Here is a 25,672-nt window from a genome sequence, read left to right as displayed (position 1 = left end):
GCAGGGTTCGCCGGCCTCGACGGCCCGGCAGTGCGTGCGTTGTGTCGGGACCGAGCGTTCGGGGCGTTCAGGCCGGTCGCCCCGGACGGCGTCGCAACGTGTTTCGACGATGATGGTGGGTTCGACGCTCGTCGGCGTGCCGAGTTCGGCATTTCGCCTGTCGACGTCGTCGAGCGGGAGCGGGAGCAGGATGGGCCAGGCTTGCGTTCTTCCGGTTTTCCGCGGCGAAACCCTGGCCGGGCCGGTGCGTGCGGCGGACAGCGCGGCCGCTGTCCGTTCGAAGCCTTGCCGCGCCGCGCCAAGGCTTCTCCATCGACGCGTCAGAACGTATAGCTGATCTTCCCGAACGCGGTACGCCCCAGCGTGTTGTAACCGTACGCGGTCACGTACTGGCGATCGAACAGGTTCGACAGCGTGGCCGACACCGTCAGGTGCGAATTGATCCGGTACGACGCGCGCAGGCCCACCGTCAGATACGACGGCAGATAGGTCATGTTCGCCGGATCGTCGAACGTCGTGCCGCCGTAGAGCAGCGACGCGCCCGTGCTCAGCGCGTGCAGGTGCAGCTCATCCCACGTGTGGTCGATGCTCAGGCTGACCGTCTGGCGCGGCCGGCGGTTCAGCCAGGAGTCGTTGGTCTCGTCCTGCGGATTCAGGAGCCCGACCGCGAGGCTCACCGGCGTCGAGTTGCCGATCGTCCCCTTGTACGACAGGTCGAGCCCGCTGACATGCGCACGGCCGATGTTGATCGGCGAATAGGTCAGCGGGTTGTACGCGATCAGGTTGGTGATTCGCGTGTCGTAGATCGCGGCCGTGAACGTGCCGTACGACGTGTTCGCGTCGATCGCGGCCTCGACCGACGTATTGCGTTCCGGACTGAGGTTCGGATTGCCGTAGCCGGGGTAGTACAGGTCGTTGAACGTCGGCAGGCGGAACCCGTTGCCGTACGACACGCGCGCCGTGTAGACCGGCGTGATCGCCCACGACAGCGCGGCGTTGCCGGTGTTCACCGACTGCCCGGCGATGATCTCGTGACGGCCCGCGAGGAACAGGGTCACGGGGCCGAGCGTTGCCGACTGATGCAGCGAAAACGCGGAATCGTTGCGCGTGGGCACGCCGGTTGGAATGTCGATCGGCAGGAACGCCTGCTCGCGCGTGAAATCGTAGGCCAGCTTGGTCTCGCCCGACAGCGGCAGGCCGAACAGGTGGAAGCCGCGTTCCTGATGGGTCAGCGATGTCGATGTGCTGATGCGCTGCGAATTGATCTGGTCGGTCGGGACGGCCGGATTGCTTGCGTAGAGGAACTGGCGATCGTTCGAATAACCGAACGACTGGTCGAACTGCGTGTCGGGCGTGATGTCGAGGTGGAACGCGATACCGGTCGTCAGCTGATGATCGAGCTGGCGGTCTGCGTAGCCGATGTTGTCGAAGGACAGATCGGACCGGTGATACAGCGCGAACGTCGAGATCGACCAGTTGTCGCGCGCATAGCCGAGCCGCGCATCGAGATCCTGCGCGTGGTACGGGTTGCGGCCGGCCTCGTGGTACGGCAGCACGGGCTGCGTCGCATCGATGCCGGCCGTGTTGTACGAGTGCAGGCCCAGCGAGTAGGTGAGCCCGCCGAGCGCGGCGAGCGGCCCGGTCGACGGCACCGTGCCCGAGGTGCGCAGCTGCGTGTCGAAGGTCTTGTTCGACCCGCCGCCGAACGAGACGGTCGTCTGGTTCGGCTGGTTGGAGGCGCGGCGCGTGAAGAGCTGCACGACGCCGCCCATCGCATTGGCGCCGAACGACGCGGCGGCCGGCCCCGAGATCACCTCGACGCGTTCGAACGCTTCGGTCGGCAGATCCGACCACGGCGCGATGCCGGTGGTCGACGAGCCGATCCGGATGCCGTCGATGAACACGGCGACCTGGCTTGCCGACGAGCCGCGGATGCTGACCGACGCGGACGAACCCGGGCCGCCGTTCTGCGACACGGTCACGCCGGGCAGCGTCGCGAGCGCCTCGGTGATGCTCGGGTCGCTCGGCGACAGCCGGTCGAGATCGGTGCGCGTGAGCACCTGGGTCGTCGCATAGCGCTGGTCGAACGACTCGGGCAGCCGCCGCGTGTCGGTCACGGTGATCGCCGGCAGGTCGGTGGCGTCGGCGGCGGGGGCCGTCGGCGAGGCCGCGAGGTCGCCGGCGGCGTGCGCGGCGGGCGAGAGCAGGGCGGTCGCGGCGGACGTGGCAAGGAGGTGTCGAATCTTCATGAGGCTGTCGTTGTTGTCGGGCTGCGCGTGGGCGACCGGGAACGGGCGGCGGGCAGCGCCGGTTTTGTTATCGGTGATCGGGCGGGTTATCGCGCGACCGGGCCGGTCAGGCTGCTGTCGCGGGCGTCGGCGCGGCGCGGGCCGGCGGACGCGATCGACATGACACGGCGCGCGGGCGGGGCGTGCGCGCCGGCGGCGGGCCGGTGCGACGCTTGCGGCGCGCAAGCGGATGCGGTAACGGAGGACATCGGGCAGATCCTGAGGTCGGGCCGTCCATGCAACGGGCGACCGCCAGCGGCGGCGCCTGGCGCATCGGGACACCCCGCCCGGTGCGGCTGCTTGGACCTCGGGTCGATGGCAGGTCTCCTGGCTCGCGGGTCGTGATGCGTGCCGGCCTTCCCGGTTTCCCAGTGGCATGCGGTGGCACGGATTCGCCGCTCACAGTTGCGGGGGCAGCCGCAGATTCGAGGCGCCGCCTCTCCTGCGTTCCCATTTGATCCCGTTTCCGGGAACCATCAGCGCGCAAGGGTAATGGCGGGCGCGCCGGCGCGTCAATTGTCCGGTTGCGCAGGGGTGCGAAAAAACGTCATTGCCGGAAAAAACGGTTGGAATCCTGTTCATCGTGCATCGACGCCGCCTTTCATGTCTGACGAAACGGGGCGGTTCGCCGCCGTGCGGTCGCACCGGAACCGGCTCGGCGCGACGCCCGTCCACCGGACGAACGCGCGGCGGAACGCCTTCTCGCCGCCGAACCCGGGGTGCGCGGCGATCCGTGCGACCGGCTGGCCCGGGTCGCGCTGGCGGCGCGGGCGCCCGATCTCGTTCAAACAGGCGAGGCGGACACGAGGCGGGTGTTGCATGTTGCTGCGGATATCGCGGGCCGAACGGCCCGCGCGCACGGCTTCCTTCATCGACCCGACAGGACTCCGACCGACATGACGAAAACGATTCGCTTCGACGGCGGCACCGCCGTGATCACCGGCGCGGCCAGCGGCATCGGCAGCGGGCTCGCACGCCGCGCGGCCGCCCTCGGCATGCGCGTCGTGCTGGCCGATCTCGACGCGGCGAAGCTCGACGCATTCGCCGCGACGCTTGACACCGACACCGACACCGACACCGACACCGACACCGACACCGACACCGACACCGACACCGACACCTTGTGCGTGCCGACCGACGTCAGTTGCCCGGAAGCCGTCGACGCGCTGGCGGCCGCGGCCTGGCAGCGCTTCGGCGGCGTGGACCTGCTGTTCAACAACGCGGGCGTGATGGCCACCGGCTTCAGCTGGGAAATCACGCCGGAACGCTTCGAGCGCAGCTTCGCGATCAACGTGCGCGGCGTGCTGAACGGGATCCGCAGCTTCGTGCCGCGCATGCTCGAGCGCAACCTGCCCGCGCGGGTCGTGAACACTGCATCGGTGGGCGGATTCCTGCCGAGCCCGTTGATGGCGCCGTATTCGGCGACGAAATTCGCGGTGGTCGCGCTGACCGAATCGCTGTACGGCGAACTGAAGATGCTCGGCGCGCCGGTCGGCGTGTCGCTGCTCGCGCCGGGCCTCGTGCACTCGGGCATCTTCGACGATCCGTTCGGCGCCGCGCACGACCGGCCCGAGGTGCGCGGCTTCGTCGACACGATGCGCGCGATGCTGAACGCGCACGGCCTCACGCCCGACGCATTCGCCGAGCGCGTGTTCGACGGCATCCGGGAGGAGCGCTACTGGCTGATCCCGCAACCGGAGACGATCGACGGCGCGCTGCAGCGGCGCACCGACGCGATCCTCGCCGCCCGCGATCCGTCGCTGCCGTCGTTCTGACGGCCGGGCGCGGCAGCGGCGCCCGGCGCGCGCCGTCACATGTGCGAGCCGGCGTGCGTGCGGCCGCCCGGGTCGTCGCCGCGATCGGGCGGCGTATTGTTCTGATCGATCTTCGCGAGCACGATGCCGGCGCGCGGCAACGCGCCGGGCGAACGGTGCGCGGCCTGCGCGGCGGGGTCGTGCGGCGATGTCGAGGGAAAACCGGTGAACGTCGCGCCCGGTTGAGCGAACGCCGTAAGAGAGGCGGCCGCCAGGGCGGCGGCGACGATCGCGTGCGTATTCATGGTGGCTCCTTCACGACTGACTGCGGGACAACCTATTCAGTCTAGGGCGCCAAACTTAACGCGACGGCAAGTCGCGACGGCGCGCGGATGACGGCATCTTTCCGCGCGCCGCTGCGCTCAGGCCGGGGCCGACACCAGGCTGCAGAAGTTCTCGAGATCGACGTTGCCGCCGCTGATCACGATGCCGACGCGCTTGCCCCGCAGCGCGTCCTTCATCCGGCGCACGGCCGCGAACGACAGGCAGCCGGTCGGTTCGACCACGATCTTCATGCGCGTCGCGAAGAAGCGCATGCAGTCGACCAGTTCAGCGTCCGTCGCGGTCAGGATGTCGTCGACGTCGCGGCGGATGATCGCGAACGTCAGTTGACCGAGGTGCTGCGTCTGCGCGCCGTCGGCGATCGTGCGCGGCGTGTCGATATGCACGATCGCCCCGGAGCGGAACGATTGCTGGCCGTCGTTGCCCGCCTCCGGCTCGACGCCGTACAGCGTTGCCTGCGGCGACAGCGCCCGCGTGGCGAGCGCGGTGCCCGACAGCAGCCCGCCGCCGCCGAGCGGCGTGAACACCGCGTCGAGCGGGCCGACTTCGTCGATCAATTCCTTGGCGGCGGTGCCCTGGCCGGCGATCACGTCCGCGTGATCGTAGGGCGGGATCAGCGTGAACCCGTGCCGTTCGGCGAGATCGCGCCCGATCTGCTCGCGATCCTCGGTGTAGCGGTCGTAGGTCACGACGTTGCCGCCGTAGCCGCGCGTCGCCGCCATCTTCGCGGCCGGCGCGTCCTGCGGCATCACGATCGTCGCGGGGATGCCGAGGATGCGCGCCGACAGCGCGACGGCCTGCGCATGGTTGCCGGACGAGAACGCGACGACGCCGTGGCGCCGCTGCGTCGCGTCGAAGCGCGACAGCGCGTTGAAGGCGCCGCGGAACTTGAAGGCGCCCATGCGCTGCAGGTTCTCGCATTTGAAGAACACCTGCGCGCCGAGCGCTTCGTCGATCGTCCGCGACGTCATGACCGGCGTGCGGTGCGCATGGCCTTCGAGCCGGGCCGCGGCGGCGGCGACATCGTCGTAAGTGGGGAGGGTCGGAGAGTTCATGATCGTTCGAGGGTCGGAAAGGTCAAGTGAACGGGCGCGCCGCGCGCACGCGGCGCGGGCATCATTTCGCGTCGTTGTAGACCGTCGCGCGCGACACGCCGAGATGTTGCGACACGATCTCCATTGCGCGCCGCACCTCGAGGAAGCCGTCGGTTTTCAGCGTCTGCATCAGCTCGCGGCGCTGCTCGGTCTTCAGTTCGCGCGGCGTCGTCGCGAGGCGCATCGCGAATGCGTCGATGCGCTGCCGGATCGCATCCGCGCCGGCCGGGTCGAGCGTGTCGGCGACGGCTTCGCCGTCGGTGCGGCAGAACTGGTTCAGCATGCCCTGGAAGCCGCGGAACAGCGTGACGTCGGCATTCAGGCACAGGGCGGCCACGTAGCGGCCGCTCGAATCCTTGATGCCGATCGACGTGCTTTTCGCGGTGCGGCCGTCGGCGAAGCGGTTCGGGTAGTTCGCGAGCACGGGCGGGAAGTCGTCGTCCGCGATGCGGGCGAGGCCGAGCTCGGTCGCGGGATCGCCGACCGCGCGTCCGGACAGGTTGTTGTGGATCGCGAGGATCGCGTGCTCCGGCGTGCGCAGGTCGTGGACCACGACCTCCGTGAACGGCGCGAACATCGCGCCGAGCCCTTCGGCGATGCGCTGTACCTGTTCGATCAGCGACGCCTGTTCGGACGGCGCTTTTTTGCGGGAGGCGGTCATGGCGGATTCAGGTTCGGGTTCGGGTTGCGGAGCGATGCGACGGCTGCGGGAAACGGTCAATCGGCGGGGGCCTGGCCGTCAGCCGTTTCCGGCCGCGTGATGTCGGCGAGCAGCGGGCGCGCGATCCGCAGGTAGTCGGTCGCGTCGAGCACGACCGAGCGGTCGAGGCGGCCCGCATTGAACGCGATCTCGGCGTTGTGCTCGACCAGCGCGGGATCGACGACGAGCGTGATGCCGGCATCGAGCGCGAACGGCGGCACGGCGCCCATCACGCAGCGCGTGACGGCGGCCGCCAGGTCGGGCGGCGCGAGCGTCGCCTTGCGCCGCCCGACGGCAGCGGCGACCTTGCGGAAATCGATCTTCAGGTGGCCGGGAATCACGGCGAGCGCGGTGGCGTCGCCGCTGTCCTTGAACGTGCAGAGCATCGCCTTCGCGCCCTGTTCGGGGCGCGTGCCGCGCAGCGCGGCGATCGCGTCGCATTTGCCTTCGGCCGGATGCTCGAGCACGCGGAACCGCGCACCGGACGTATTCAGCAGATCGCAAAGCGTGTCGAAAACGGGGTAGTCGCTCATGTCGCTCCGGGCCGGCGTGGCAGGGGCATCGAGGCAGGCGCCGAGTCGGGCGAATCGGCGGGCTGGTCGATGGAATGTCCAATTATAGACGTTTTGTCGTTAGTGTGGGAAAGGAGCGGGAGGGCGGGAGGCGAGGTCGCGCCCGTTTCGTCCGCGACATCGGGTGCTATGGTTCGGGTTCCGCATGACGCCGCGACAGGAAAGCGTGCCCGCGCAGCGGCATCCCGAACGCATGTAAGGAATCGCGCGATGATCGGTCTCGACAGCCCTCGCTGGGCACAACTCAGGCACGCGTACGGCAACGCCGCCGACATTCCCGCCCTCTTGAGGCAGCTCGACGGTGCGCCGGCCTCGGCGCACGATGCCGAGCCATGGTTCACGCTATGGAGCGCCCTGGCGCATCAGGGCGACGTCTACGATGCGTCGTTTGCCGCGGTTCCTTACGTCGTGCAGGCGCTCGCATCCGCGCCCGACGTCGCCGACCATGCGTACTTTCAGTTTCCGGCGTGGGTCGAGATTTGCCGTATCAGGCACGCGGTCGCCGTTCCGGCCGACCTGGAATCCGCCTATTTCTCGGCGCTCGCGCGGCTGCCGTCGCTGGTCGCGACCGTGTCCGAACGCGCGTGCGACGAGGCGCTGGTGAGCTGCATGCTCGCGGCCGTGGCAACGGCGAAAGGGCAGCCGAAGCTCGCCGAGGCCCTGCTCGACATGACGCCGGAGGTGCTCGACGCATTCATGGCGTGGCTGGACGCGCGCTGATGCGGTTTACTCGTCCGCCGGGGCGCGCTCGCGCCGCAGGCTGCACCGCCGCGTAGCCGCTTGCGTCGCGAGGTCCGGATCGTCGAACGGCCGTCGCGGGGCAACGACGGGCGCACGCCTCCGCAACGCGCCGGCGTACACGCCGTCAACGCCCCAGGTATTCGGCCACGCGCGCCTGCAAGTGCACGATTCCGTCGGCGAGGCGCAGATACGCGTCGACATCCATCAGCGCCCATTCCTGGCCTTCGTTGCCGAAACGGATCGCGGCGATATCCGCAGCGCTCAGCTGGCCGGCGAAAAACCAGTGCGGCAGGCGGTCCTGACGGCTCGACGGATACATCCTGGACCACCCGATCCGGCTCTCCGGAATCGTCAGCCCGAATTCCTCGTGCAGCTCGCGGAGGGCGCATGCCACGGGTGTCTCGTCGCCTTCCCGGCCGCCGCCGGGCAGGTCCCACAGGCCGGGAAACGGTATGTCGGGCTTGTCGTCGCGCCGATAGACGAGCAGGTCGCGATCGTTGAAGAGCGCGATTTTCGAACCACTGAAGGGAGCGGGCGAGGCCATGCTGGAGCCATTGGGCGGAAGCGGATCCGTCAGTGTAGAGTCAGCGCTGCTCACGCGCATGCCCGATTCGATACAGGCATCTGTCGCGCACGCCGGCAAAGACGGCGCGGTACGCGCGGAAGCCGCAACTCAAGGGGAATATCGAACATGAAGACTTTTGCCGTCAGGAACGGCCGGTGGGGGCTCCGATATCACGATCTCCCCGGGCAGGGCGTTCCAGTGCTCTTCGTGCACGGCATCGGGTGCGCGTCCTCCTGCGACTATCCGGACGTCGTGGCGATGCCCGCTTTGTCGGGGCGTCGGCGGGTGCTGGTCGATTTGCTCGGATTCGGATTCAGCGATCGCCCGGCGGATTTTTCCTACACGGTGCAGGAACACGCAAGCACGCTCGCGGCGCTGGCCGATCATCTGGCGCTGCCGTCGCTGGACCTGTTCGGGCACAGCATCGGGGGCGCCGTGGCCATCTCGGCAGCGGCGCTGCTCGGCGAGCGGGTACGTCGTCTCGTGCTCGGCGAGCCCAACCTGGATGCCGGCGGCGGATTTTTCAGCAGAAAGATCGCGGCGATGACCGAGGCGGAGTACGTGCAAACCGGGCACGCGGCGCTGATCGCCGAATCCGCGGCCGGCGGCAGCGATATCTGGGCCGCTTCGCTGTCGGCCAGCGCGCCGTACGCGGTGCATCGAAGCGCGGTGTCGCTCATCGCGGGCAGCGAGCCCGGCTGGCGCGCGCAGCTCCGTTCGATGACGATGCCGAGAACCGTCGTCTTCGGCGCGCACTCGTTGCCCGACGTCGATACCGCGCGTCTTCCGATGGACGGGGTGAGCGTTGCCATCGTGGAAAATGCCGGGCATTCGATGGCGTGGGAGAATCCGGCCGGGCTGGCCGCGGCGATTCGGCAAGCGCTCGAATAGCCGGAACCATCGAGTCAACCCGTGACGAGGACGGTGCGGATACGGGGCGCGCTTGCTGTTGTCTCGTGCGGCATCTGCCATGCGTATGCCGCCACGGGCGTTCGCTCCGGATGGGACGGAACGTCGTCCGTATCGGTGCCGGCATGATCGCGACGGTGTCGAGCCGTCTCGCGAAAGAACGGGTTCGTCCGCGCGGCGGCCGCTGTACACGGCCGGATTGCTTCTTGCCGCCTTTGCGCTGACGAGCGTCCCCGGTTGCCCGGGGCGATTGCGCGGGGAGCGGCCAGAGGCAGTCGGGCTGGCGCAGACGTCCGGAGCGCCGTAGATAACGAAGATCGTGGGCGACTGGCAGACACGGGGCGAGCCCGTGCCGGCCGATTGCGCTTGAAATACACCGGCTTTCCGCGAGGGGCCGCGTGAAGGACCGCACGATGAGAAGACGAATCGCGACATGGGCCGTGACCGCGCTGCTGAGTGGTTGCCATGCCTTTCACCCGGTATCGACCCAATCCCTGTCCGTTTGCGTATCCGGTTCGGCCTGCGCGACGCCGTCGACGGCAACGGCAACGGCAACGGCGACCGGAACCGGGCAGGCGTCGACGGTGCAACCCGTTTCGGCCGCCGCGCGCGCGTCCGAGCGGGCTGCCGACGGATACAACCGGATCAACGCGCGGATCGACGCATTGCGCAACGCGTGCGCGGCCACCCTGGCCACGCCGGAGTTGAATCCGATCCGCGACAAGATCGAGATCTTTCACGATCCGGCGATACCCGCGCCGTATCCCTACGCCATGCTCGACATCTTCCCGACGCGGGCCGACGTGCCCCTGATCGAGAAATGGAGCGCACTGCGTGACGCGTGCATCAAGCAGGAGCATGAGATCGACCTGACGTCGCCGGAGCTGACGCCGATGGCGCAGTCGGCGACGCTGCAGGGCGCGGCGTTCGCCGGTATTGTCGAGGCGAAGATCCGCCGGCTGACCGCGAGCCTCTCGCAACGGAAGCTGACCTATGGTGAATTCGCCCAGCGCCGCTACCAGATCAATAGCGCGTCCGGGAACGCCGCGAGTCGCGTCGCCATGGCATTGGGCATCGGGGATCCGGGCAGAAGGATTCTCGAGCAGAGTCGTATCGAGCGTCAGTTTTCGGCCGAGGCCGATACGTTCGAGCGCTACTTGCGTGCGGTCGACGCGCGTCGGCCGGCAACGGTGTCGTTGGCGTCCGCAACGGCCATCGGATCGCGTGCCGCCGGGCAGACGTGCGTTGCGAATTGCGCGTCGTATTCCACGCCGGAAGAGGGGCCGTTCAAGGGGGTGCGTCATGGGGTCATCTGGACCAGCGGCGGGCTCGGGGGAACGACGACGACGCTCGTCGACTTCGACATCGGCACGTTGTCCGTGATCGAATTCGCGCTTGTGTCCCGCGGAGGCGAGGTGCAGTCCGGGATCACGCATCGCTCGAACATCGTGCTGGCGCCGAGCGATCTCGCAAGGCTGCGCGCCATCGCGAACATGATCTGGATATCCTTCGGCCCCGTCCCGATCGCCCAAGCGGCTCTGGGCAACTTCTGGGAAATACGTGTGGTCGATGGCGAGGTCGTCCGGTCGGAGCGCGGATCGGGTGACGCGGGCGGCGCCGGGCGCGATCTCAATGTCGCCTTGCGGGACATCGAGGAACGACAACTGGCGCATTTCCTGTTCGAGAACAGGCGCATGTATCGAGTGTGGTCGTGCCATGACTATCCATCGGCCGGGCACGCCGGCCTGCCGCGTTCGTATATTCGAACGTCCGGATATGGGTGGTCGGATCTGGGCCACGTGCCCTCCGCTTTTCCGATTCCCTCGACCGATCCATTGCGATTCCGCTTCGATGTCGAAGAAACCCGATGGACCTGCGCCGATTGATGCGCCGAGGACGCGCAGACGGACGACAAGCAACGCCGCGCTTGTCCGGCGGCCCGATACAGGACGTCGTTGGTATCCTTGCAACCGGTTGAGAAAAACATTTCGACGTGGAGTACACGGGCAATGCTGATCGGCACGCTGGAAAAATGCGGTGAAGAATCATCCCCGGAGCGTCAATGCCCGGGCCACGCAACGGGGAAGACAGGCCGCTTTTGCGTGCGAACGGCGCTGGCGCTCGTGCTGGCGCTCGCCGCGCATGGCACGTTCGCAGCGGGCGACGTGAACGACAAGGATCAGCAGCAGGCCGCGTTGCGTGCGCTGATGGGCAACGACCCGGCGCCGGCGGAGAGTGTCCAGGATGTCGCGCTGTCGACGTGGACGCACGGGCCGTCGACGTCCGGTCCGCTGTGGGTCGTGGCCGCATTGGTGCAGCGCCCGGCCGACGACGCCGACGCGGCGTTGTGGACGGGCGTCCTGACCCGCGACGCGCAAGGATTCCGCCTGCTCGCGAGCGATCGAAGCGAGCGTGTCGATACCTCCCCGATGCTGTGGAATGCATTCCTGACGATGGATGTCATTCCCTACCGGATCAGCGCGCAGGAAACCGCTTTCGGCGTGCGCTTCAACAACAACTACACGTCCACGTCGCATAGCGATACGACCGGGATCCTGAGCCTGTACCGCTATGCCGACGCGCGCGTGACGCCCGTCTTCACCGCGACCACCGACTGGTCGACCTACGACAAGGACGGCGTCGCGGAGTGCATGAAGGAGGCGGCCGGAAAGGGCAAGCCGCGGGGCGACGCCGGGCAGGATGCATGCGATGCGGAAAACACGGCGGAGGTTCATTACGTGCTGTCGTTCAGCCCGCGCACGACCAATGGCCACTACGACCTTCTGGTGCGCCCGAAGGGCAAGGCTGCGTCGGGCAAGTCCGCGCGTTTCACCTGGAACGGGAACACTTATCAGCCGCGTCGCTTCGACGGCGACTCGCGCTGACCTTCGGCTGCGCCGCGGGTGAGCCTGTCGCATCGTCGCGAGCGCTGCCCGCGACGGGTATCGTGAATCGCGTCGACGGTCCCGCATGCAACGGGAGTGACAGAATCATGGACATTTGTCAGGGAGGGCGTTTGCAAGTCATGCAACTGGATATCGAAGCACCGGGGCCCGCGGGCCCGCTGAAGGGCACGTTCTTGTCCCCGGACATCGGCGACGCGCCGGTCGTACTGATCGTACCGGGCTCGGGCCCGACCGACAGGCATGGCAACGGGCCGAACGGCCTGCAGGCGTCGACCTGCCGGTTGCTCGCGGAAGGATTGTTCGACCGGGGTATCGCGTCGGTCCGGATCGACAAGCGCGGCATGTACGGCAGCGCCTCGGCCGTACCGGATGCCGATGACGTCACGCTCGACGACTACGCGGCCGACATCCATGCGTGGGTTGCCGCGATCCGGGCGCGCACGGGCGCCTCCGGCGTCTGGCTGCTGGGGCACAGCGAGGGCGGGCTGGTGGCGTTGCTGGCGGCGCGGCACGCGGCCGACATCGCCGGCCTGATCCTGGTGGCCACGCCGGGACGCCCGTTGGGGCAGGTATTGAGGCAGCAACTGCAGGCGAACCCGGCCAATGCCCCGATCCTGGACCATGCCATGTCGATCCTCGACTCCCTGGAAGCCGGGAAGCGGGTCGACGCGGCCGGCATCGACCCGGCACTCATGCCGCTGTTCAGGCCGTCGGTCCAGCGCTTCCTGATGAGCGGGCTGACCGTCGATCCGGCCGCGCTGATGGCCGGCTGCATGAAGCCGGTGCTCGTCGTGCAGGGGACGCGGGACATCCAGGTTGCGGTGCAGGACGCCGAGCTTCTGCTGCGCGCCAATCCGCGTGCCGAAATGGCGCTGATCGCCGATGCCAATCACGTCCTCAAGACAGTCCGCACGGCGGATCTGCACGACAACATCGCCGCGTATTCGGCCCCGGACCTGCCGCTGGCGGACGGTGTCGTGGAGGCCGTTGCGACGTTCGTGCACGGCTCGACGGCGAGCCGGCGCTAGCTCCGGTCGAAGCCGGTTCGCCCGCCGGGCGGGCCTTCATCCGCAGGCGTGCCGCACGGCCGCGCCCGGCGTCGTGCTCGCCGGCTTCCGCAGCGATGGGCAATCGTCGGCGGGCGGCGTCAGAACAGCGAAGGCTGGCCCGCGTCCGCGTCGCGATCGACGGGCGGGTGAGCCGCGAGTAGGGCGAGAAACGCGTTTCTGTCTAGGCCGGACGCCGTGAGCTTCCCGCGCGCATGCAGCGCGACGAACAGCGCGGCGGAGTACGCCTGGCAATTGATCGAGCGCGCGGGATTGAACTCGATGTCGGTAAACGCGGAATAGGCGCATAGCCGGGAAGCGCGTTCAGGGTGCTGCATCAAGGCCGTGATGAAGAGCCAGTCGTAGAACGCCGTACGGGGCTCCAGCGGCCAGTCCTCGTTCATGAACCGGAAAGCGACGAGGCGTCCGGAATCCCTGAGCCGTCGGTCGCGCTTCGCGTCGAGCGACGACATGGCGAGCATGTCCGTATACGGGCCGCCATTCTCGAACACCTTGCTGCCTTGAAACGCGCACTCCACGCTCGTCGTGTCGTTGCGTCCGGGCGCACGGAGTCCGAGATTGAAAGCGCTCAAGGCCACGCCCAGTTGCGCGCGCGATTTACTCGAGATTTCCAGGATGTCCGCGACGCCCGCGGCCTGCCGGCCGGCGGCGTGGAGCGCGTCGATCGAACGCTGCTTCTGCGTGACGGACAGGCCGGGGAACCATTCGAACTCGACGTCGACCGTTCGAACGAGCGACGGCCCTTCGGGGTTCGGTATGAAAATGGGGCGCTGCGCCATGGAATTACCTTGCTCCGTTACGTTGATAGCCGCGCGAGGAGAACGGCCCGGAATCGGGTTCGAACAGGGTGACATTGCGGCCGTCGAGCAGCGCGGACAGCGCCTGCATCGTTTCGTGACTGTCGAACGCAATGGCTTCGATGTATTCCGGTTCGATGACGTCGAACACCAGTACCTCCGCCTGCGGATCGGTCGGATCGAACGCGAGCAGGTTCTGATCGGCGCGGCCCGGAAGATCGTCGAGCGGCTCGAACATGCCGCGAAAGGCGTCGATCCCCGTCAGTTGCGAACGGGGGAGCGTCCTGATCCGATGATCCGCCGCGTTGCGCCGGCAAAAGCCGCAGGGCTTTTGCCAGAGGACGGCGGGATGGATGCCGAGCACGACCCAGCGTTCGTCGGGGTTCGTTTGGCGGTACTTGAAGAACATCCGGTGATTGGGGAACGCGATCGAAAGCGAGACGCCGTCGCGGCGGCCGTCCAGGCGCAGGCCGTCGTTGACGGCGGGCGCGACGCCCGATTCGGCGGCTTTGACCCGCGAACACAAGCCATGCCGCAGGATCGAATCGAGATTCGATGCGCGCGTGAAATGCGTGAGCATCGGAATCTGCAGCGTGCCTGCCAGCGCCTCGATCGCGCGGCGCGATGCGTCGGCGAAGGGTGTGGCCGCGGCGGCCGGCGCGCTGTCCAGCAGCGCAACCGGATCGCCGGCATCGGCGCTGGCCGGCACGGGGCGCGCTGGCGTCGTCAGCCGGGTTCCGACGGTGCCGGCGTGCGGTGCGAGCGGTGCATGCGAGGGCGTGTCGTCGATCGTTTCGGAAGGCGCGAGGCCGCGCCAGTCGAGTCCCGCCTCGAAGCGTTGAACGCGCGCCAGCAGGTCGGTCTGGCCCGCGTCGATCATTTCCTGTTCGAAGCTTGCCCTCAGGCCGGGTTGCTTCAGGTTTTGCGACAGCGTGGCCAGGAATTGCGCGTAGTCGTCGACCGCCGCATCGACTCTGCGTTGTATGGCCGCATCGATCGATCCGTCCGGATGGATCGGCCGTTGTGCGAGATTCACGCACACGACCGGCGGGTCCGGCGGCTCCGCCACCGGCTCGCCCTCGTGCTCCTTCAGCAAGCCGATGAGCTGCTCGTAGCTTTGCCGGTACTGCTGCCGGAATGCCTCGCCGCGCGACGCCAGCTCGCGCTCCAGTTTCAGGCGGCGCGACGCGCTTTCGAGGCAAACCTCGAGACAGACCCGTTCGATGCCGCATGCCCGTACCAGCGGCGCAGCGGCCTGCTGGGCCGCCGCCTCGATGCCGACGAACGCGGCGAGCCGGTCGATCATGCCAGCCGGCGGTGCCGCGGGGGCCGGGCGAATCGAGATGGCCGGGTCGATCGTTTCCGGCGAGAAGAGGGTCTTTCCGGGAATATCGACCGGACCGGACGCCCGCCCGCCCGGTTTCGTGGCTGGCGGGGAAGCGGGCCTTACCGGCGCGGTCGGCGCGGCGGGCGCCGGCGACGGTTGGCGGGTCTGTTGCGGCGAGGCTTCGCCGGATTTGAAGAACGCATAGGCGACCCAGATCACGATCAGCTGCAAGGCGATCAGCGGAGGCCAGAACAGATTGAAGACCGTCAACGCCGACCAGATCAGGCTGGCTGCCGCAAGCCGCTTCGGGGCAACGAGTCTCACGATGCCCAGGGTTGCAACAATCAGGAGCTGATATAGCAGGATCAACACGTCTTGTCCCGGAAGAGAAGGATCGTTCAGGAGAGAAATGCGTGCCGGCCCGGGATCGTTGCGGGCGTGTCGGTCGCGCATGCGGTGACTGTCTGGCGCGAGACGCCGGCGTGATGTGGCCCTGGTTTATCTCGCGCGCAGCAGTATAGAGGAAGATGGCGGGAATGCATGCGTGCCGGTCGCGACACGGACGGCGAACGGTCGTCGTTGCCGGGAAGGCCGTCATGTGGCCCGGCAGGCCCATCCGGCGATCGTCGCCTGAAGCGTGCGCATGGGCGAGCTGAACGGCAAGGTCGCGCGCGTGACGGGCGCGCCGTTGTCGCTCGACGGCGGGCAGGCTCACCGGCGCTGATGCAGCGAATCGACGGGGTGCGGCGCGGGCCGCGCCCCGTCATGACGCCGGCGCGCACGCGAACGCGTGGCGGCTGGCAAACCGGAATCGAACGGAGGACGACATGGGCCGACTGGAAGGCAAGGTGGCAATCGTCACGGGCGGCGCACGCGGCATGGGCGCGGCGACATGCAGGCTGTTCGTCGCGGAGGGCGCGCGCGTCTTGATCGGCGACGTGCTCGACGCGCCGGGCGAAGCGCTCGCGCGCGAACTCGGCGACGCGGCGCGCTTCATGCACCTCGATGTCGCGGACGAAGCGGGCTGGGCGCGCGTGACGGATGCGACGATCGAGCTTTCGGCCGCATCGACGTGCTGGTCAACAAACGCGGCCGTGCTGACGTTCGGCGGCATCGCGGAGCTGTCGAAACGATTTCGAACGCGCGGTGTCGATCAACCTCGTCGGCACCTTCTTCGGAATCCGCACGATCGCGCCGCACATGATCGCGCGCAAGCGCGGCTCGATCGTCAACATCTCGTCGGTGGACGGGCTGCGCGGCGTGAACGCGCTGGCCGCGTACGTATCGAGCAAATGGGGCGTGCGCGGACTGACGAAGGTCGCGGCGCTCGAACTGGGCCACCAGGGCGTGCGCGTGAATTCGGTCCACCCGGGCGGCGTCAACACCGCGATGTCGAACCCCACCGGCGCGCCGCTCGAGGAAATCAACAGGCACTACGCGAACGTGCCGCTGCAGCGCGTCGGCCTGTCGGACGAGATTGCACGCGCGACGCTGTTCCTCGCGAGCGACGAAGCGTCGTACTGCAACGGCGCCGAGCTGGCCGTCGACGGCGGGATGGCGGCGGGCGCGTATTACCCCGGATTGCCGGGGGCGCCGTTTTGAGCAGGGGCGTACGTCGCACGTTCACGTCAGATGTTTGTGTGCGCAACCTAATTCAGGGTTTGCCTGAGTAGCGAAAACGTGAATTCGCGGCGTGCGCGTTCGCGCCGGCGGCGTGCGGGCGCGAACGGGCAGATTTTCCGCATTCGCGAAACCCTTGCCGGACGGCCGTCCTGGCCGTTTCGTCCCCAAAGCGCGCGCGACGGCACTGTAAAAAAGACGCGCGCGCACCCGGCGCGCCGGTGCGCCGATCGCGTCGTTTCTTGCTGCAACGCAACGTTGGCCGAATAACGGCGATGGTATGCTGGCCCGCATGGAAGTTGTACGGCAGGTTGCATGCATGGCGAAACTCGCGTTCGCATCTTCTAACGAGACATCACATCCTCTCGCCCGCATCGCGGCATCGACACGCGCACAGCCCGCGTGCTCCGCGTTGCGCGTCGTTGCGACCTGCGCGCCGATCGCATTCCCCGTCTTGCGGGCCTCGCCCCGCATCCCCATCCCAGCCCAATAAATCCGGAGACATCCTCATGTCGCAAAACAATCTGGCCGAAGCCACACACGGCCCGCTGATCGCTCCACCGTCCTTCGTCAAACATCGCGGGCTGATCGAGTGGGTGTCGCGCATCGCGGCACTCACGGAGCCCGAGCGCGTCGTGTGGTGCGACGGTTCGCAGGAGGAAAACGACGCACTGTGCCAGGCGATGGTCGACCAGGGCACGCTCAAGCGCCTGAACCCGACCAAGCGCCCGAACTCGTATCTGGCGCAATCCGATCCGTCGGACGTCGCGCGGGTCGAGGATCGCACGTTCATCTGCGCGGCTTCGCGCGACGACGTCGGCCCGACCAACAACTGGATCGAGCCCGCCGAAATGCGCGAGACGCTCAACGGGCTGTTCCGCGGTGCGATGCGCGGCCGCACGCTGTACGTCGTGCCGTTCTCGATGGGCCCGCTCGGCTCGCCGATCGCGCACGTCGGCGTCGAACTGTCCGACAGCCCCTACGTCGCGGTGAACATGCGGATCATGACGCGCATGGGTCGCGACGTGTACGACGTGCTCGGCGAGAGCGGCGAATTCGTGCCGTGCGTGCACAGCGTCGGCCATCCGCTCGAAGCCGGCCAGCAGGACGTGCCGTGGCCGTGCAACCCGGTCAAGTACATCGTGCATTTCCCCGAGACGCGCGAGATCTGGAGCTTCGGCTCGGGCTACGGCGGCAACGCGCTGCTCGGCAAGAAGTGCTTCGCGCTGCGCATCGCGTCGACGATGGGCCGCGACCAGGGCTGGCTCGCCGAGCACATGCTGATCCTCGGCGTCACGTCGCCGGCGGGCAAGAAGTATCACGTCGCGGCTGCGTTCCCGTCGGCCTGCGGCAAGACCAACTTCGCGATGCTGATTCCGCCGCAGGGCTTCGACGGCTGGAAGGTCACGACGATCGGCGACGACATCGCGTGGCTGAAGCCGGGCCGCGACGGCCGCCTGTATGCGATCAACCCGGAAGCCGGCTTCTTCGGCGTCGCGCCGGGCACCGGCGAGAAGACCAACCCGAACGCGATCTCGACGCTCAGGGAGAACGTGATCTTCACGAACGTCGCGCTGACGGAAGACGGCGACGTGTGGTGGGAAGGGCTGACCGACACGCCGCCCGCGAAGCTGACCGACTGGCAGGGCAACCCGTGGACGCCGGACATCGCGAAGGAAACGGGCCGCAAGGCCGCGCATCCGAACTCGCGCTTCACCGCGCCGGCCGCGCAGTGCCCGTCGATCGACGGCGAATGGGAGAACCCGGCCGGCGTGCCGATCGACGCGTTCATCTTCGGTGGCCGCCGTTCGACGACCGTGCCGCTCGTGACCGAGGCGCGCGACTGGGTCGAGGGCGTGTACATGGCCGCGACGATGGGCTCGGAGACGACCGCCGCGGCGGTCGGCCAGCAGGGCGTCGTGCGCCGCGATCCGTTCGCGATGCTGCCGTTCTGCGGCTACAACGTCAGCGATTATTTCGCGCACTGGCTGACGCTCGGCAAGCAGCTCGAAGGCGCGGGCGCGACGTTGCCGAAGATCTACTGCGTGAACTGGTTCCGCAAGGATGCGAACGGCAAGTTCGTATGGCCGGGCTTCGGCGAGAACATGCGCGTGCTGAAGTGGATGCTCGACCGCCTCGAAGGCACGGGCGGCGGCGGCGAGCATGCGTTCGGCGTGTCGCCCGCATACGACGACCTGCACTGGGACGGGCTCGACTTCACGCGCGAGCAGTTCGACGCGGTGACGTCGATGAATGCGGACGAATGGCGCGAGGAGCTGAAGCTGCACGCCGCGCTTTTCGACATGCTGAAGCTGCGCCTGCCGGCCGAAATGACCGACACGATGCAGAAGATCGCGCAGCGCATCGACGCCTGACGGATCGCAGCGACCCTGACGCCCCGCCGCCGGCCTCGCTCGCCGGCGGCGGGGCGTTCTGCATTCGCGGCACGCGCGTGCCGTTCGCCTGCGCCTACTGCGCGAGGCATTGCGCGACGACTTCGTCGACCGCGCGCTGCACGTCGCCGCGCCGGTAGCGCACCAGCGCGATATCCGCCGGATCGGGCTCGTACGACACGACGTTGCCGCGCCCCGTGTCGCGCGCATGCCGGCGCGGACACGCTGATCGTCGAACGCGCGTCGAGCTACGGCGGCACGAGCGCGCTGTCGGGCGGCGAGATCTACCTCGGCGGCAGCGGCGGCCCGCCCGCGCAGCGGCAGGCCGGCTTTCACGACGCCACCGAGGATCTGTACCGCTACCTGATGCTCGCCGGCGGCCGCGATGCCGACGAGGCGAAGGTGCGCCTCTACGCGAACGAGCGCCTCGCGCATCACGACTGGCTCGTCGCGCAGGAACTGCCCTGCAAGAAACGACAACGCCCCGGGCGATCCTGCGGATTGCCCGGGGCGTCGACGGCAGGCGGCCGACCGGCCGTCAGCCGAGATCGAGTGCGTTCGTCAGGTCGCCCGGCGGTGTCGCGCCGCGCGCGGCGAACGCGTTGTTGCGCGCGACCACGCCGTCGAGCGGCGCGAGCCCGTGCACGCGGCTGATGAAGCGCAGGATCGAGTTCGTGTCGTACAGCGTGTGATCGACGAAACCCTGCTTCGCGAACGGCGAGATCACCAGTGCGGGAATCCGCGAACCGGGGCCCCAGCGATCGCCGACCGGCGGCGCGACGTGATCCCACCAGCCGCCGTTCTCGTCGTGGGTCATGACGATCACGGTGTGTTCCCACTGCGGCCCGCGCCGGATATGGTCGATCACGGTCGCGATGTGGCGGTCGCCCGATTCGATGTCCGCGTAGCCCGCGTGCATGTTCAGGTTGCCTTGCGGCTTGTAGAACGTGACCGCCGGCAGGCGGCCCGCGTCGATGTCGGCGATGAGATGGTTGGTCGACGGCGTGTCGCCGAGCCCCGCGTCGCGCAGGTGCCGGCGGCGCGCATCGGTGCCCGGCGCGTAGTTCACGAAGTAGTTGAACGGCTGGTGGTGGTACTGGAAATCGGGCACCGTGCCCGTGTCGCGATGCTCGAGCGCGTACTGCCACGCGCCGCTGTACCACGCCCAGTCGACGTTCTTCTCGGACAGGCGGTCGCCGATCGTCGCATGGCCCTGCGGCGGGATCACGCGGATATCGTCCGGGTCCGCATAGGCGGCGTTGCCCGGGTCGGCCGGCGGCACGTAGCTCGGCTGGTACGGCGGCGCCATCGTGTTGACGCCGTAGCCGTCGGGCGTCAGCGGGCCGTCGCCCGCGAACTTCGGCGGGCCGTCGAGCGCGGACGCAGGCGAATCGTCGGCGAGCTTCAGCCGCGTGCCGGCCGGATCGTCGCCCTCGACCTTCGACAGCAGCTTGCCCGCATGCGGATGCTTGTGCGCGTCCGGATACAGCGGCGGCTGCGCCGAAATCAGGTACATGTGGTTCAGCCACGAGCCGCCGAAGGCCGCCATGAAGAAGTTGTCGCACAGCGTGTACTGGCGCGCGAGGTTCCACAGCCGCAGCGTGTCGGCCGAATTGCGGTAATGCCCCATCACGAGGCCGCCGGAATCGGCCCACGCGGCGAACTGGTCGTTGCGGCCGGCGGCGATCTGCATCTGGTTCTGATAGAAGCGGTGCCACAGGTCGCGCGTGATCACGCCGTTCGGCAGCGGCTTGCCCTGCGCGTCGGCGACGCGGAACGGCGCGTTCGGCAGCTTGTCGATGTCGCGCTCGGCGATCGCGTAGCGCTTGCCGTCCACTTCCTGCGCCTGCGGCACGAGGCCGCCCCAGATCTTCGGCAGCACGGGCAGCGGCGTCTTGCCGTCGCGATCGAGCTGCAGCGCGTGTTCGGGGCGCACCTCGCTCAGCGGATGGCGCACGCCCGGGAAATCGCCGTACAGGTTCGCGAAGCTGCGGTTCTCCGCGTAGATCACGACGATGTGGCGCACGCGCTGGCGCAATGCCTCGTCGATGCGCAGGTCGGCGGCGGAGCGCGGCGCGGTGGCCGCCGTCGTTTCACAGCCGGCGAGCGCGACGCCCGCTCCGAGCGCGGCGAGGCCGCCGAGCACGCGGCGGCGGTCGGGGTCGGCGGGAAGATCGTCGGGGCGATCGGGGGTGTCGTTCACGTCGTGGGCTCCTCGAATGGGCGGGTGGGCGATTTCGTTCGGTTTCGTTCGATGCGCGGCGATGCCGCTCAGGCTGCCGCGATGCGGGACGGAATGCAACGGCCTGCGTTGCGCAAAAGCGCAGGCGGCGCGGTTGTCATGAAACTGTCACGAACGCGACTATAACGCGGCGGGCGGCGTCGGCGAAAGCCGTTTGTCGGACGATTCGGCCCGCAGGCGGCTCGCGATGCGCGACGCGTGCGCGCGAGCTAGACTGGATTCAGGGGCGGCGCGCTACGGTGCGCCGCCCGGGCGAGGATTGCCGGGCGGCGCCGGACGGCGTCGCCGCGGCGTCGTCGATGCGACGAAGCGAGGCGATACAGCGAGACGACGATGGCGCGGATGCAGGCCGCTATCGCATGGCCGCCGGGCCCGCGCGCCGGTGGCGCGCGCGTGGCGGCGTAAGCGCACGCGGCGCGGCGCCTACGGCCGGATGCCATGGACAGGAAATTCGACTACCCGGGATGGCTGATCGCGGCGGGTTTCTTCGTGCTGTTCGCCGCGCAGTTGCTGATGCTGCGTGCGGAAACGGCATCGATCGCGTACAGCGATTTCCACCGGCTCGTCGTCGCGCGGCTGGTCGACAATCTCGAGGTGGGCCCCGCGACGATCTCGGGCACGCTGAAGATGCCGCAGGCCGGCGCGATGCTGCCGGCGTCCGAGGCCGCGGTCGTGCAGCAGGCCGGCGCGCCGTGGCGCTTCACGACCAATCGCGTGACCGACGATCGCCTCACCGACACGCTGAGCGCCGCGGGCATCCGCTATCGCGGCGCGTCCGACACCGGCTGGATCGCGTCGCTGGCGGCGTGGCTGCTGCCGCTCGTGATGTTCGTGTTCGTCTGGAACATGATGCTGCGCCGGCGCGGCGGGCTGCAGGACTTCACCGGAATGGGCAAGAGCCGCGCGCGGGTCTACGTGCAGCAGGAAACCGGCATCACGTTCGACGACATCGCGGGCATCGACGAGGCGAAGGCCGAACTGCAGCAACTGGTCGCGTTCCTGCGCAACCCCGACCGCTACCAGCGGCTCGGCGGCAAGATTCCGAAAGGCGTGCTGATCGTCGGGGCCCCCGGCACCGGCAAGACGCTGCTCGCGCGCGCGGTGGCCGGCGAGGCCGCCGTGCCGTTCTTCTCGATCAGCGGCTCGGCGTTCGTCGAGATGTTCGTCGGCGTCGGCGCGGCGCGGGTGCGCGACCTGTTCGAGCAGGCGCAGCAGAAGGCGCCGTGCATCGTGTTCGTCGACGAGCTCGATGCGCTCGGCAAGGTGCGCGGCGTTGGCCCGATGTCGGGCAACGACGAGCGCGAGCAGACGCTCAACCAGTTGCTCGTCGAGATGGACGGCTTCCAGGCGGGCTCGGGCGTGATCATCATGGCCGCGACGAACCGGCCCGAGATCCTCGATCCAGCGCTGCTGCGGCCGGGCCGCTTCGACCGCCACATCGCGATCGACCGGCCCGACGTGAACGGCCGCCGGCAGATCCTCGGCGTGCACGTGAAGCGCGTGAAGCTTGCCGCCGACGTCGATCTCGGCGAACTGGCGCAGCGCACGCCGGGCTTCGTCGGCGCGGATCTCGCCAACGTCGTCAACGAAGCGGCGCTGCATGCGGCCGAACTCGGCAAGCAGGCGATCGCCATGGCCGACTTCGACGAGGCGATCGACCGCGCGCTGACGGGTCTCGAGCGCAAGAGCCGCGTGATGAACGCGCAGGAGAAGCTGACCATCGCCTATCACGAAGCCGGCCATGCGCTGGTGGCGGAAAGCCGCGCGCATTGCGATCCGGTGAAGAAGGTGTCGATCATTCCGCGTGGCGTCGCCGCGCTCGGCTATACGCAGCAGGTGCCGACCGAGGATCGCTACGTACTGCGCAGGAGCGAGCTGCTCGACCGGATCGACGCGCTGCTCGGCGGGCGGGGCGCGGAAGAACTGGTGTTCGGCGACGTGTCGACGGGCGCGCAGAACGATCTCGAACGCGCGACCGCAATGGCGCGGCACATGGTCATGCAGTACGGGATGAGCAGGAAGATCGGGCTCGCGACGTTCGACGACGGCGACGCGCACCAGGGCATTCCCGGCGCGTGGCATCCGGGCAACGGGCGCTGCAGCGAACACACCGCGCGGATGATCGACGACGAGGTGCGCACGCTGCTGGCCGACGCGCATGCGCGTGTCGCGGCGACGCTCGGCGAGCGCCGCGCGGCGCTCGAACGCATCGCGCAGCGGCTGCTGCAATGCGAGGTGCTCGAACGCGACGCGCTGCTGACGCTGATCGGCGGGCGTGAGGAGGCGGCGCCCGCAGCAGCCGCGCCCGGCGACGAAGCCGGCGCGTGCGGCGGCGCGATCGAAACGGAGCAGGCGTCCACGGTCGAGCGCGATTTCGTCGCGTACGAGCCGCCGCGCGACCCCGATCGCTGAATGCGATCCGACGTGACGACCAACGCGTATCGATGCGTATCGATGCGTACCGGGTACCGATGGGGCGTGTGCGTGCGGGCAACCCGGCGTCGGTCGGCTCGTGCGGCGTGAGCGGCGCGCCGCGCGACTGCGCGGCGACAAAACGGCTGCGTGACGCGGGTCAGGATTCCGTTGCGGCCGTGACTTCGGCCGCTTCGGCGAGTGCATCGAGAAAGCGTGTGCGCCACCAGTGCACGTCGGTCTTGCGCACGATCGCCATCAGCGCCGCGTGACGCTGGCGGCGCTCCTCGAGCGGCATCGCGAGCGCGCGCTGGATCGCCTGCGCGGTGCCTTGCGTGTCGTACGGATTGACCAGCAATGCCGACTTCAGCTGCTCGGCCGCGCCCGCGAAGCGCGACAGGACGAGCACGCCCGGGTCGGCCTCGTCCTGCGCGGCGAGGAACTCCTTCGCGACGAGATTCATGCCGTCGCGCAGCGGCGTGACGAGCGCGACGCGGCTGGCGCGATAGAGGCCCGGCAGGCGCTTGCGTGCAACGGTGCGGTGGATGTAGCGCATCGGCATCCATTCGAGTTCGCCGTAATCGCCGTTGATCGCGCCGCACAGGGTGTCCATCTCGCGCCGCAGGTCGTCGTAGGCGCCGAGATCCTCGCGGCTCGGCGCGGCGATCTGGATCAGCGTCGCGCGGTTGCGGTTCTCCGGATACTGTTCGAGCAACTGGCGGAACGCCTGCACGCGCTGCGGCAAGCCCTTCGTGTAGTCGAGCCGGTCGACGCCGACGAGCAACTGGCGGCGCGAGTATTCGTCGCGCATCCGCTCGAACATGTCGGTGCCGTCGCGATCGTGCGCGAGCGATTCGAATTCGTCGACGTTGATGCCGATCGGGAATGCGCCAGCCGACAGCGTGCGGCCGAACGCGCGCAGGCGGCCGTTCGGCAGCCGCGCGGCGCCGGCCTCCGCTTCGACGTAATGCTCGAAGTGGAGCAGGTCCGACTCGGTCTGGAAGCCGACCAGGTCGTACGCGAACAGCGAGCGCATCAGCCACTCGTGCTCCGGGATCGCGGCCATGATCGGCGGCGGCGGCATCGGGATGTGCAGGAAGAAGCCGATCGGATTCGCGCAGCCCATCGCGCGCAACTCGGCGGCCAGCGGAATCAGCTGGTAATCGTGGACCCAGATGGTGTCGTCGGGCCGCAGCAGCGTGCGCAGCTTGCGCGCGAACAACTGGTTGACGCGCCGGTAGCCGTCCGCGAAGCGGCGGTCGAACTGCGCGAGATCGAGCCGGTAGTGAAACACCGGCCACAGCACGTTGTTCGAATAGCCGAGGTAGTACGCGTCGTAATCCTGCGGGTCGAGATCGATCGTCGCGAGCTGGATGCCGCCGACGTTCTGGATCTGCACCTCGTCGCCGTGCGTGGGCTGATCGTCGCCGCCGCGCAGCCTCCCGCTCCAGCCGAACCAGACGCCGCCCGACTCCTGCAGGCTGTCCTTCACGGCGACGGCGAGGCCGCCGGCCGCGGCTTTACGGGGATCTGCAATGCGATTGGATACGACGACGAGACGGCTCACCAGCTCTCCTGACGATTGTTGGGGGAAAGGTTCGTGCGGCCGTGGCGCGGGAAGCGGACGCCGCCATCGATGCGATGGGGCCGCAATACGATCGGACGGGAGTCAGGGCGCGCGATTCGCCGGCCGAACGGGGAGTGCTTTTTCTAGCATACTCGCCATTCGTCCGTTTTAAAAGTCCGCGCACGGCGCGCGCCGCGTGTGCGGATGCCGCACGATCTCGACGCCATCGGTGCGGCGACGCGCAACGCGCGGGCCGGCGCGGCGTTGCCCGCACGTCATGAACAAGGCGATGACGAAGGGCGATGACGAAGGGCGGATGCACGGCGCGCGAGCGGTCGTGACGATGCGTATTTCCAGGTGCGCGCACGACGCCGCG

18 protein-coding genes, 2 pseudogenes and 1 riboswitch are annotated in these 25,672 nt (G+C 68.5%); of the genes and pseudogenes, 10 read left to right on the top strand and 10 right to left on the bottom strand.

Going from position 1 to position 25,672, the window contains the following annotated elements:
* Positions 1-320 precede the first annotated feature (320 nt).
* Positions 321-2,249, bottom strand: a complete 1,929-nt coding sequence (locus tag GQ56_RS0104695) for a TonB-dependent receptor domain-containing protein (RefSeq protein WP_031397550.1) — start codon at positions 2,247-2,249, stop codon at positions 321-323.
* A gap of 339 nt (positions 2,250-2,588) precedes the next feature.
* A riboswitch (cobalamin riboswitch) is annotated at positions 2,589-2,781 on the bottom strand.
* A 403-nt stretch (positions 2,782-3,184) separates the two neighbouring features.
* On the opposite strand from GQ56_RS0104695, the gene GQ56_RS0104685 reads away from it, so the two are divergent.
* Positions 3,185-4,063, top strand: coding sequence for an SDR family NAD(P)-dependent oxidoreductase (locus tag GQ56_RS0104685; RefSeq protein WP_031397548.1), 879 nt, complete (start codon positions 3,185-3,187; stop codon positions 4,061-4,063).
* 35 nt (positions 4,064-4,098) lie between these two features.
* Here the strand turns inward: GQ56_RS0104685 and GQ56_RS0104680 are convergent, their stop codons facing one another.
* The 4 genes from GQ56_RS0104680 to GQ56_RS0104665 form a co-directional block, all read right to left on the bottom strand.
* Entirely contained in the window at positions 4,099-4,347 is a 249-nt protein-coding gene (locus GQ56_RS0104680) for a hypothetical protein (RefSeq protein ID WP_031397547.1), read from the bottom strand.
* A gap of 117 nt (positions 4,348-4,464) precedes the next feature.
* Complete coding sequence (locus tag GQ56_RS0104675) at positions 4,465-5,439, bottom strand: threo-3-hydroxy-L-aspartate ammonia-lyase (protein ID WP_031397546.1); 975 nt, start codon at positions 5,437-5,439, stop codon at positions 4,465-4,467.
* 61 nt (positions 5,440-5,500) lie between these two features.
* The gene (locus GQ56_RS0104670; RefSeq protein WP_031397545.1) at positions 5,501-6,139 is read right to left on the bottom strand and encodes a helix-turn-helix transcriptional regulator; all 639 of its coding nucleotides are present in this window, start codon (positions 6,137-6,139) and stop codon (positions 5,501-5,503) included.
* A gap of 56 nt (positions 6,140-6,195) precedes the next feature.
* The gene (locus GQ56_RS0104665; RefSeq protein WP_031397544.1) at positions 6,196-6,711 is read right to left on the bottom strand and encodes a YbaK/prolyl-tRNA synthetase associated domain-containing protein; all 516 of its coding nucleotides are present in this window, start codon (positions 6,709-6,711) and stop codon (positions 6,196-6,198) included.
* Between the two features lie 249 nt (positions 6,712-6,960).
* Between GQ56_RS0104665 and GQ56_RS0104660 the strand changes: the two genes are divergently transcribed.
* Positions 6,961-7,470 (top strand): hypothetical protein, encoded by a 510-nt coding sequence (locus tag GQ56_RS0104660; RefSeq protein WP_031397543.1) that lies wholly within the window; start codon positions 6,961-6,963, stop codon positions 7,468-7,470.
* A gap of 145 nt (positions 7,471-7,615) precedes the next feature.
* Here the strand turns inward: GQ56_RS0104660 and GQ56_RS0104655 are convergent, their stop codons facing one another.
* Positions 7,616-8,095 carry an NUDIX hydrolase gene (locus GQ56_RS0104655; RefSeq protein WP_235212626.1) on the bottom strand — a complete coding sequence of 160 codons (480 nt, stop codon included), beginning with the start codon at positions 8,093-8,095 and terminating at the stop codon, positions 7,616-7,618.
* 87 nt (positions 8,096-8,182) lie between these two features.
* Here GQ56_RS0104655 and GQ56_RS0104650 point away from each other — a divergent pair, with 87 nt between their 5' ends.
* From GQ56_RS0104650 to GQ56_RS0104630, 4 genes are all read left to right on the top strand, one after another.
* A complete protein-coding gene (locus tag GQ56_RS0104650; RefSeq protein ID WP_031397541.1) occupies positions 8,183-8,947 on the top strand; it encodes an alpha/beta fold hydrolase in 765 nt (254 codons plus the stop codon).
* Between the two features lie 458 nt (positions 8,948-9,405).
* Positions 9,406-10,851, top strand: a complete 1,446-nt coding sequence (locus GQ56_RS0104640; RefSeq protein ID WP_152601630.1) for a hypothetical protein — start codon at positions 9,406-9,408, stop codon at positions 10,849-10,851.
* 216 nt (positions 10,852-11,067) lie between these two features.
* Positions 11,068-11,850 (top strand): hypothetical protein, encoded by a 783-nt coding sequence (locus GQ56_RS0104635; protein WP_031397538.1) that lies wholly within the window; start codon positions 11,068-11,070, stop codon positions 11,848-11,850.
* A gap of 140 nt (positions 11,851-11,990) precedes the next feature.
* Positions 11,991-12,899 (top strand): alpha/beta hydrolase, encoded by a 909-nt coding sequence (locus tag GQ56_RS0104630; RefSeq protein ID WP_031397537.1) that lies wholly within the window; start codon positions 11,991-11,993, stop codon positions 12,897-12,899.
* A gap of 119 nt (positions 12,900-13,018) precedes the next feature.
* Here GQ56_RS0104630 and GQ56_RS0104625 read toward each other — a convergent pair whose 3' ends face one another.
* Both GQ56_RS0104625 and GQ56_RS46195 read right to left on the bottom strand, forming a co-directional pair.
* Positions 13,019-13,717, bottom strand: a complete 699-nt coding sequence (locus GQ56_RS0104625) for a DarT1-associated NADAR antitoxin family protein (protein ID WP_043301086.1) — start codon at positions 13,715-13,717, stop codon at positions 13,019-13,021.
* Between the two features lie 4 nt (positions 13,718-13,721).
* Positions 13,722-15,515 (bottom strand): DarT ssDNA thymidine ADP-ribosyltransferase family protein, encoded by a 1,794-nt coding sequence (locus tag GQ56_RS46195; protein WP_200877967.1) that lies wholly within the window; start codon positions 15,513-15,515, stop codon positions 13,722-13,724.
* A 374-nt stretch (positions 15,516-15,889) separates the two neighbouring features.
* Between GQ56_RS46195 and GQ56_RS39145 the strand changes: the two are divergent.
* From GQ56_RS39145 to GQ56_RS46350, 3 genes and pseudogenes are all read left to right on the top strand, one after another.
* Positions 15,890-16,664, top strand: a pseudogene (locus GQ56_RS39145) (SDR family oxidoreductase).
* A gap of 527 nt (positions 16,665-17,191) precedes the next feature.
* Positions 17,192-19,057 (top strand): phosphoenolpyruvate carboxykinase (GTP), encoded by a 1,866-nt coding sequence (locus tag GQ56_RS0104605; RefSeq protein WP_031397534.1) that lies wholly within the window; start codon positions 17,192-17,194, stop codon positions 19,055-19,057.
* A 219-nt stretch (positions 19,058-19,276) separates the two neighbouring features.
* Positions 19,277-19,729: pseudogene (locus GQ56_RS46350) on the top strand (FAD-binding protein); the annotation flags it as partial.
* Here GQ56_RS46350 and GQ56_RS0104595 read toward each other — a convergent pair.
* Positions 19,614-21,278: an acid phosphatase gene (locus GQ56_RS0104595; protein ID WP_031397533.1), complete on the bottom strand. Its 1,665-nt coding sequence runs from the start codon at positions 21,276-21,278 to the stop codon at positions 19,614-19,616. The pseudogene GQ56_RS46350 and the gene GQ56_RS0104595 sit on opposite strands and share 116 nt — an antisense overlap.
* 477 nt (positions 21,279-21,755) lie before the next feature.
* On the opposite strand from GQ56_RS0104595, the gene ftsH reads away from it, so the two are divergent.
* Positions 21,756-23,729 carry an ATP-dependent zinc metalloprotease FtsH gene (gene ftsH, locus GQ56_RS0104590; RefSeq protein WP_031397532.1) on the top strand — a complete coding sequence of 658 codons (1,974 nt, stop codon included), beginning with the start codon at positions 21,756-21,758 and terminating at the stop codon, positions 23,727-23,729.
* A 160-nt stretch (positions 23,730-23,889) separates the two neighbouring features.
* On the opposite strand, the gene otsA is transcribed toward ftsH, so the two are convergent.
* Complete coding sequence (gene otsA / locus GQ56_RS0104585) at positions 23,890-25,296, bottom strand: alpha,alpha-trehalose-phosphate synthase (UDP-forming) (RefSeq protein WP_031397531.1); 1,407 nt, start codon at positions 25,294-25,296, stop codon at positions 23,890-23,892.
* Positions 25,297-25,672 lie beyond the last annotated feature (376 nt).

The organism is Burkholderia paludis (genome assembly GCF_000732615.1).
Taxonomy (GTDB): domain Bacteria; phylum Pseudomonadota; class Gammaproteobacteria; order Burkholderiales; family Burkholderiaceae; genus Burkholderia; species Burkholderia paludis.
The sequence above is the reverse complement of the archived record's forward strand: the minus strand, read 5'-3'. Positions and strand labels throughout refer to the sequence as shown.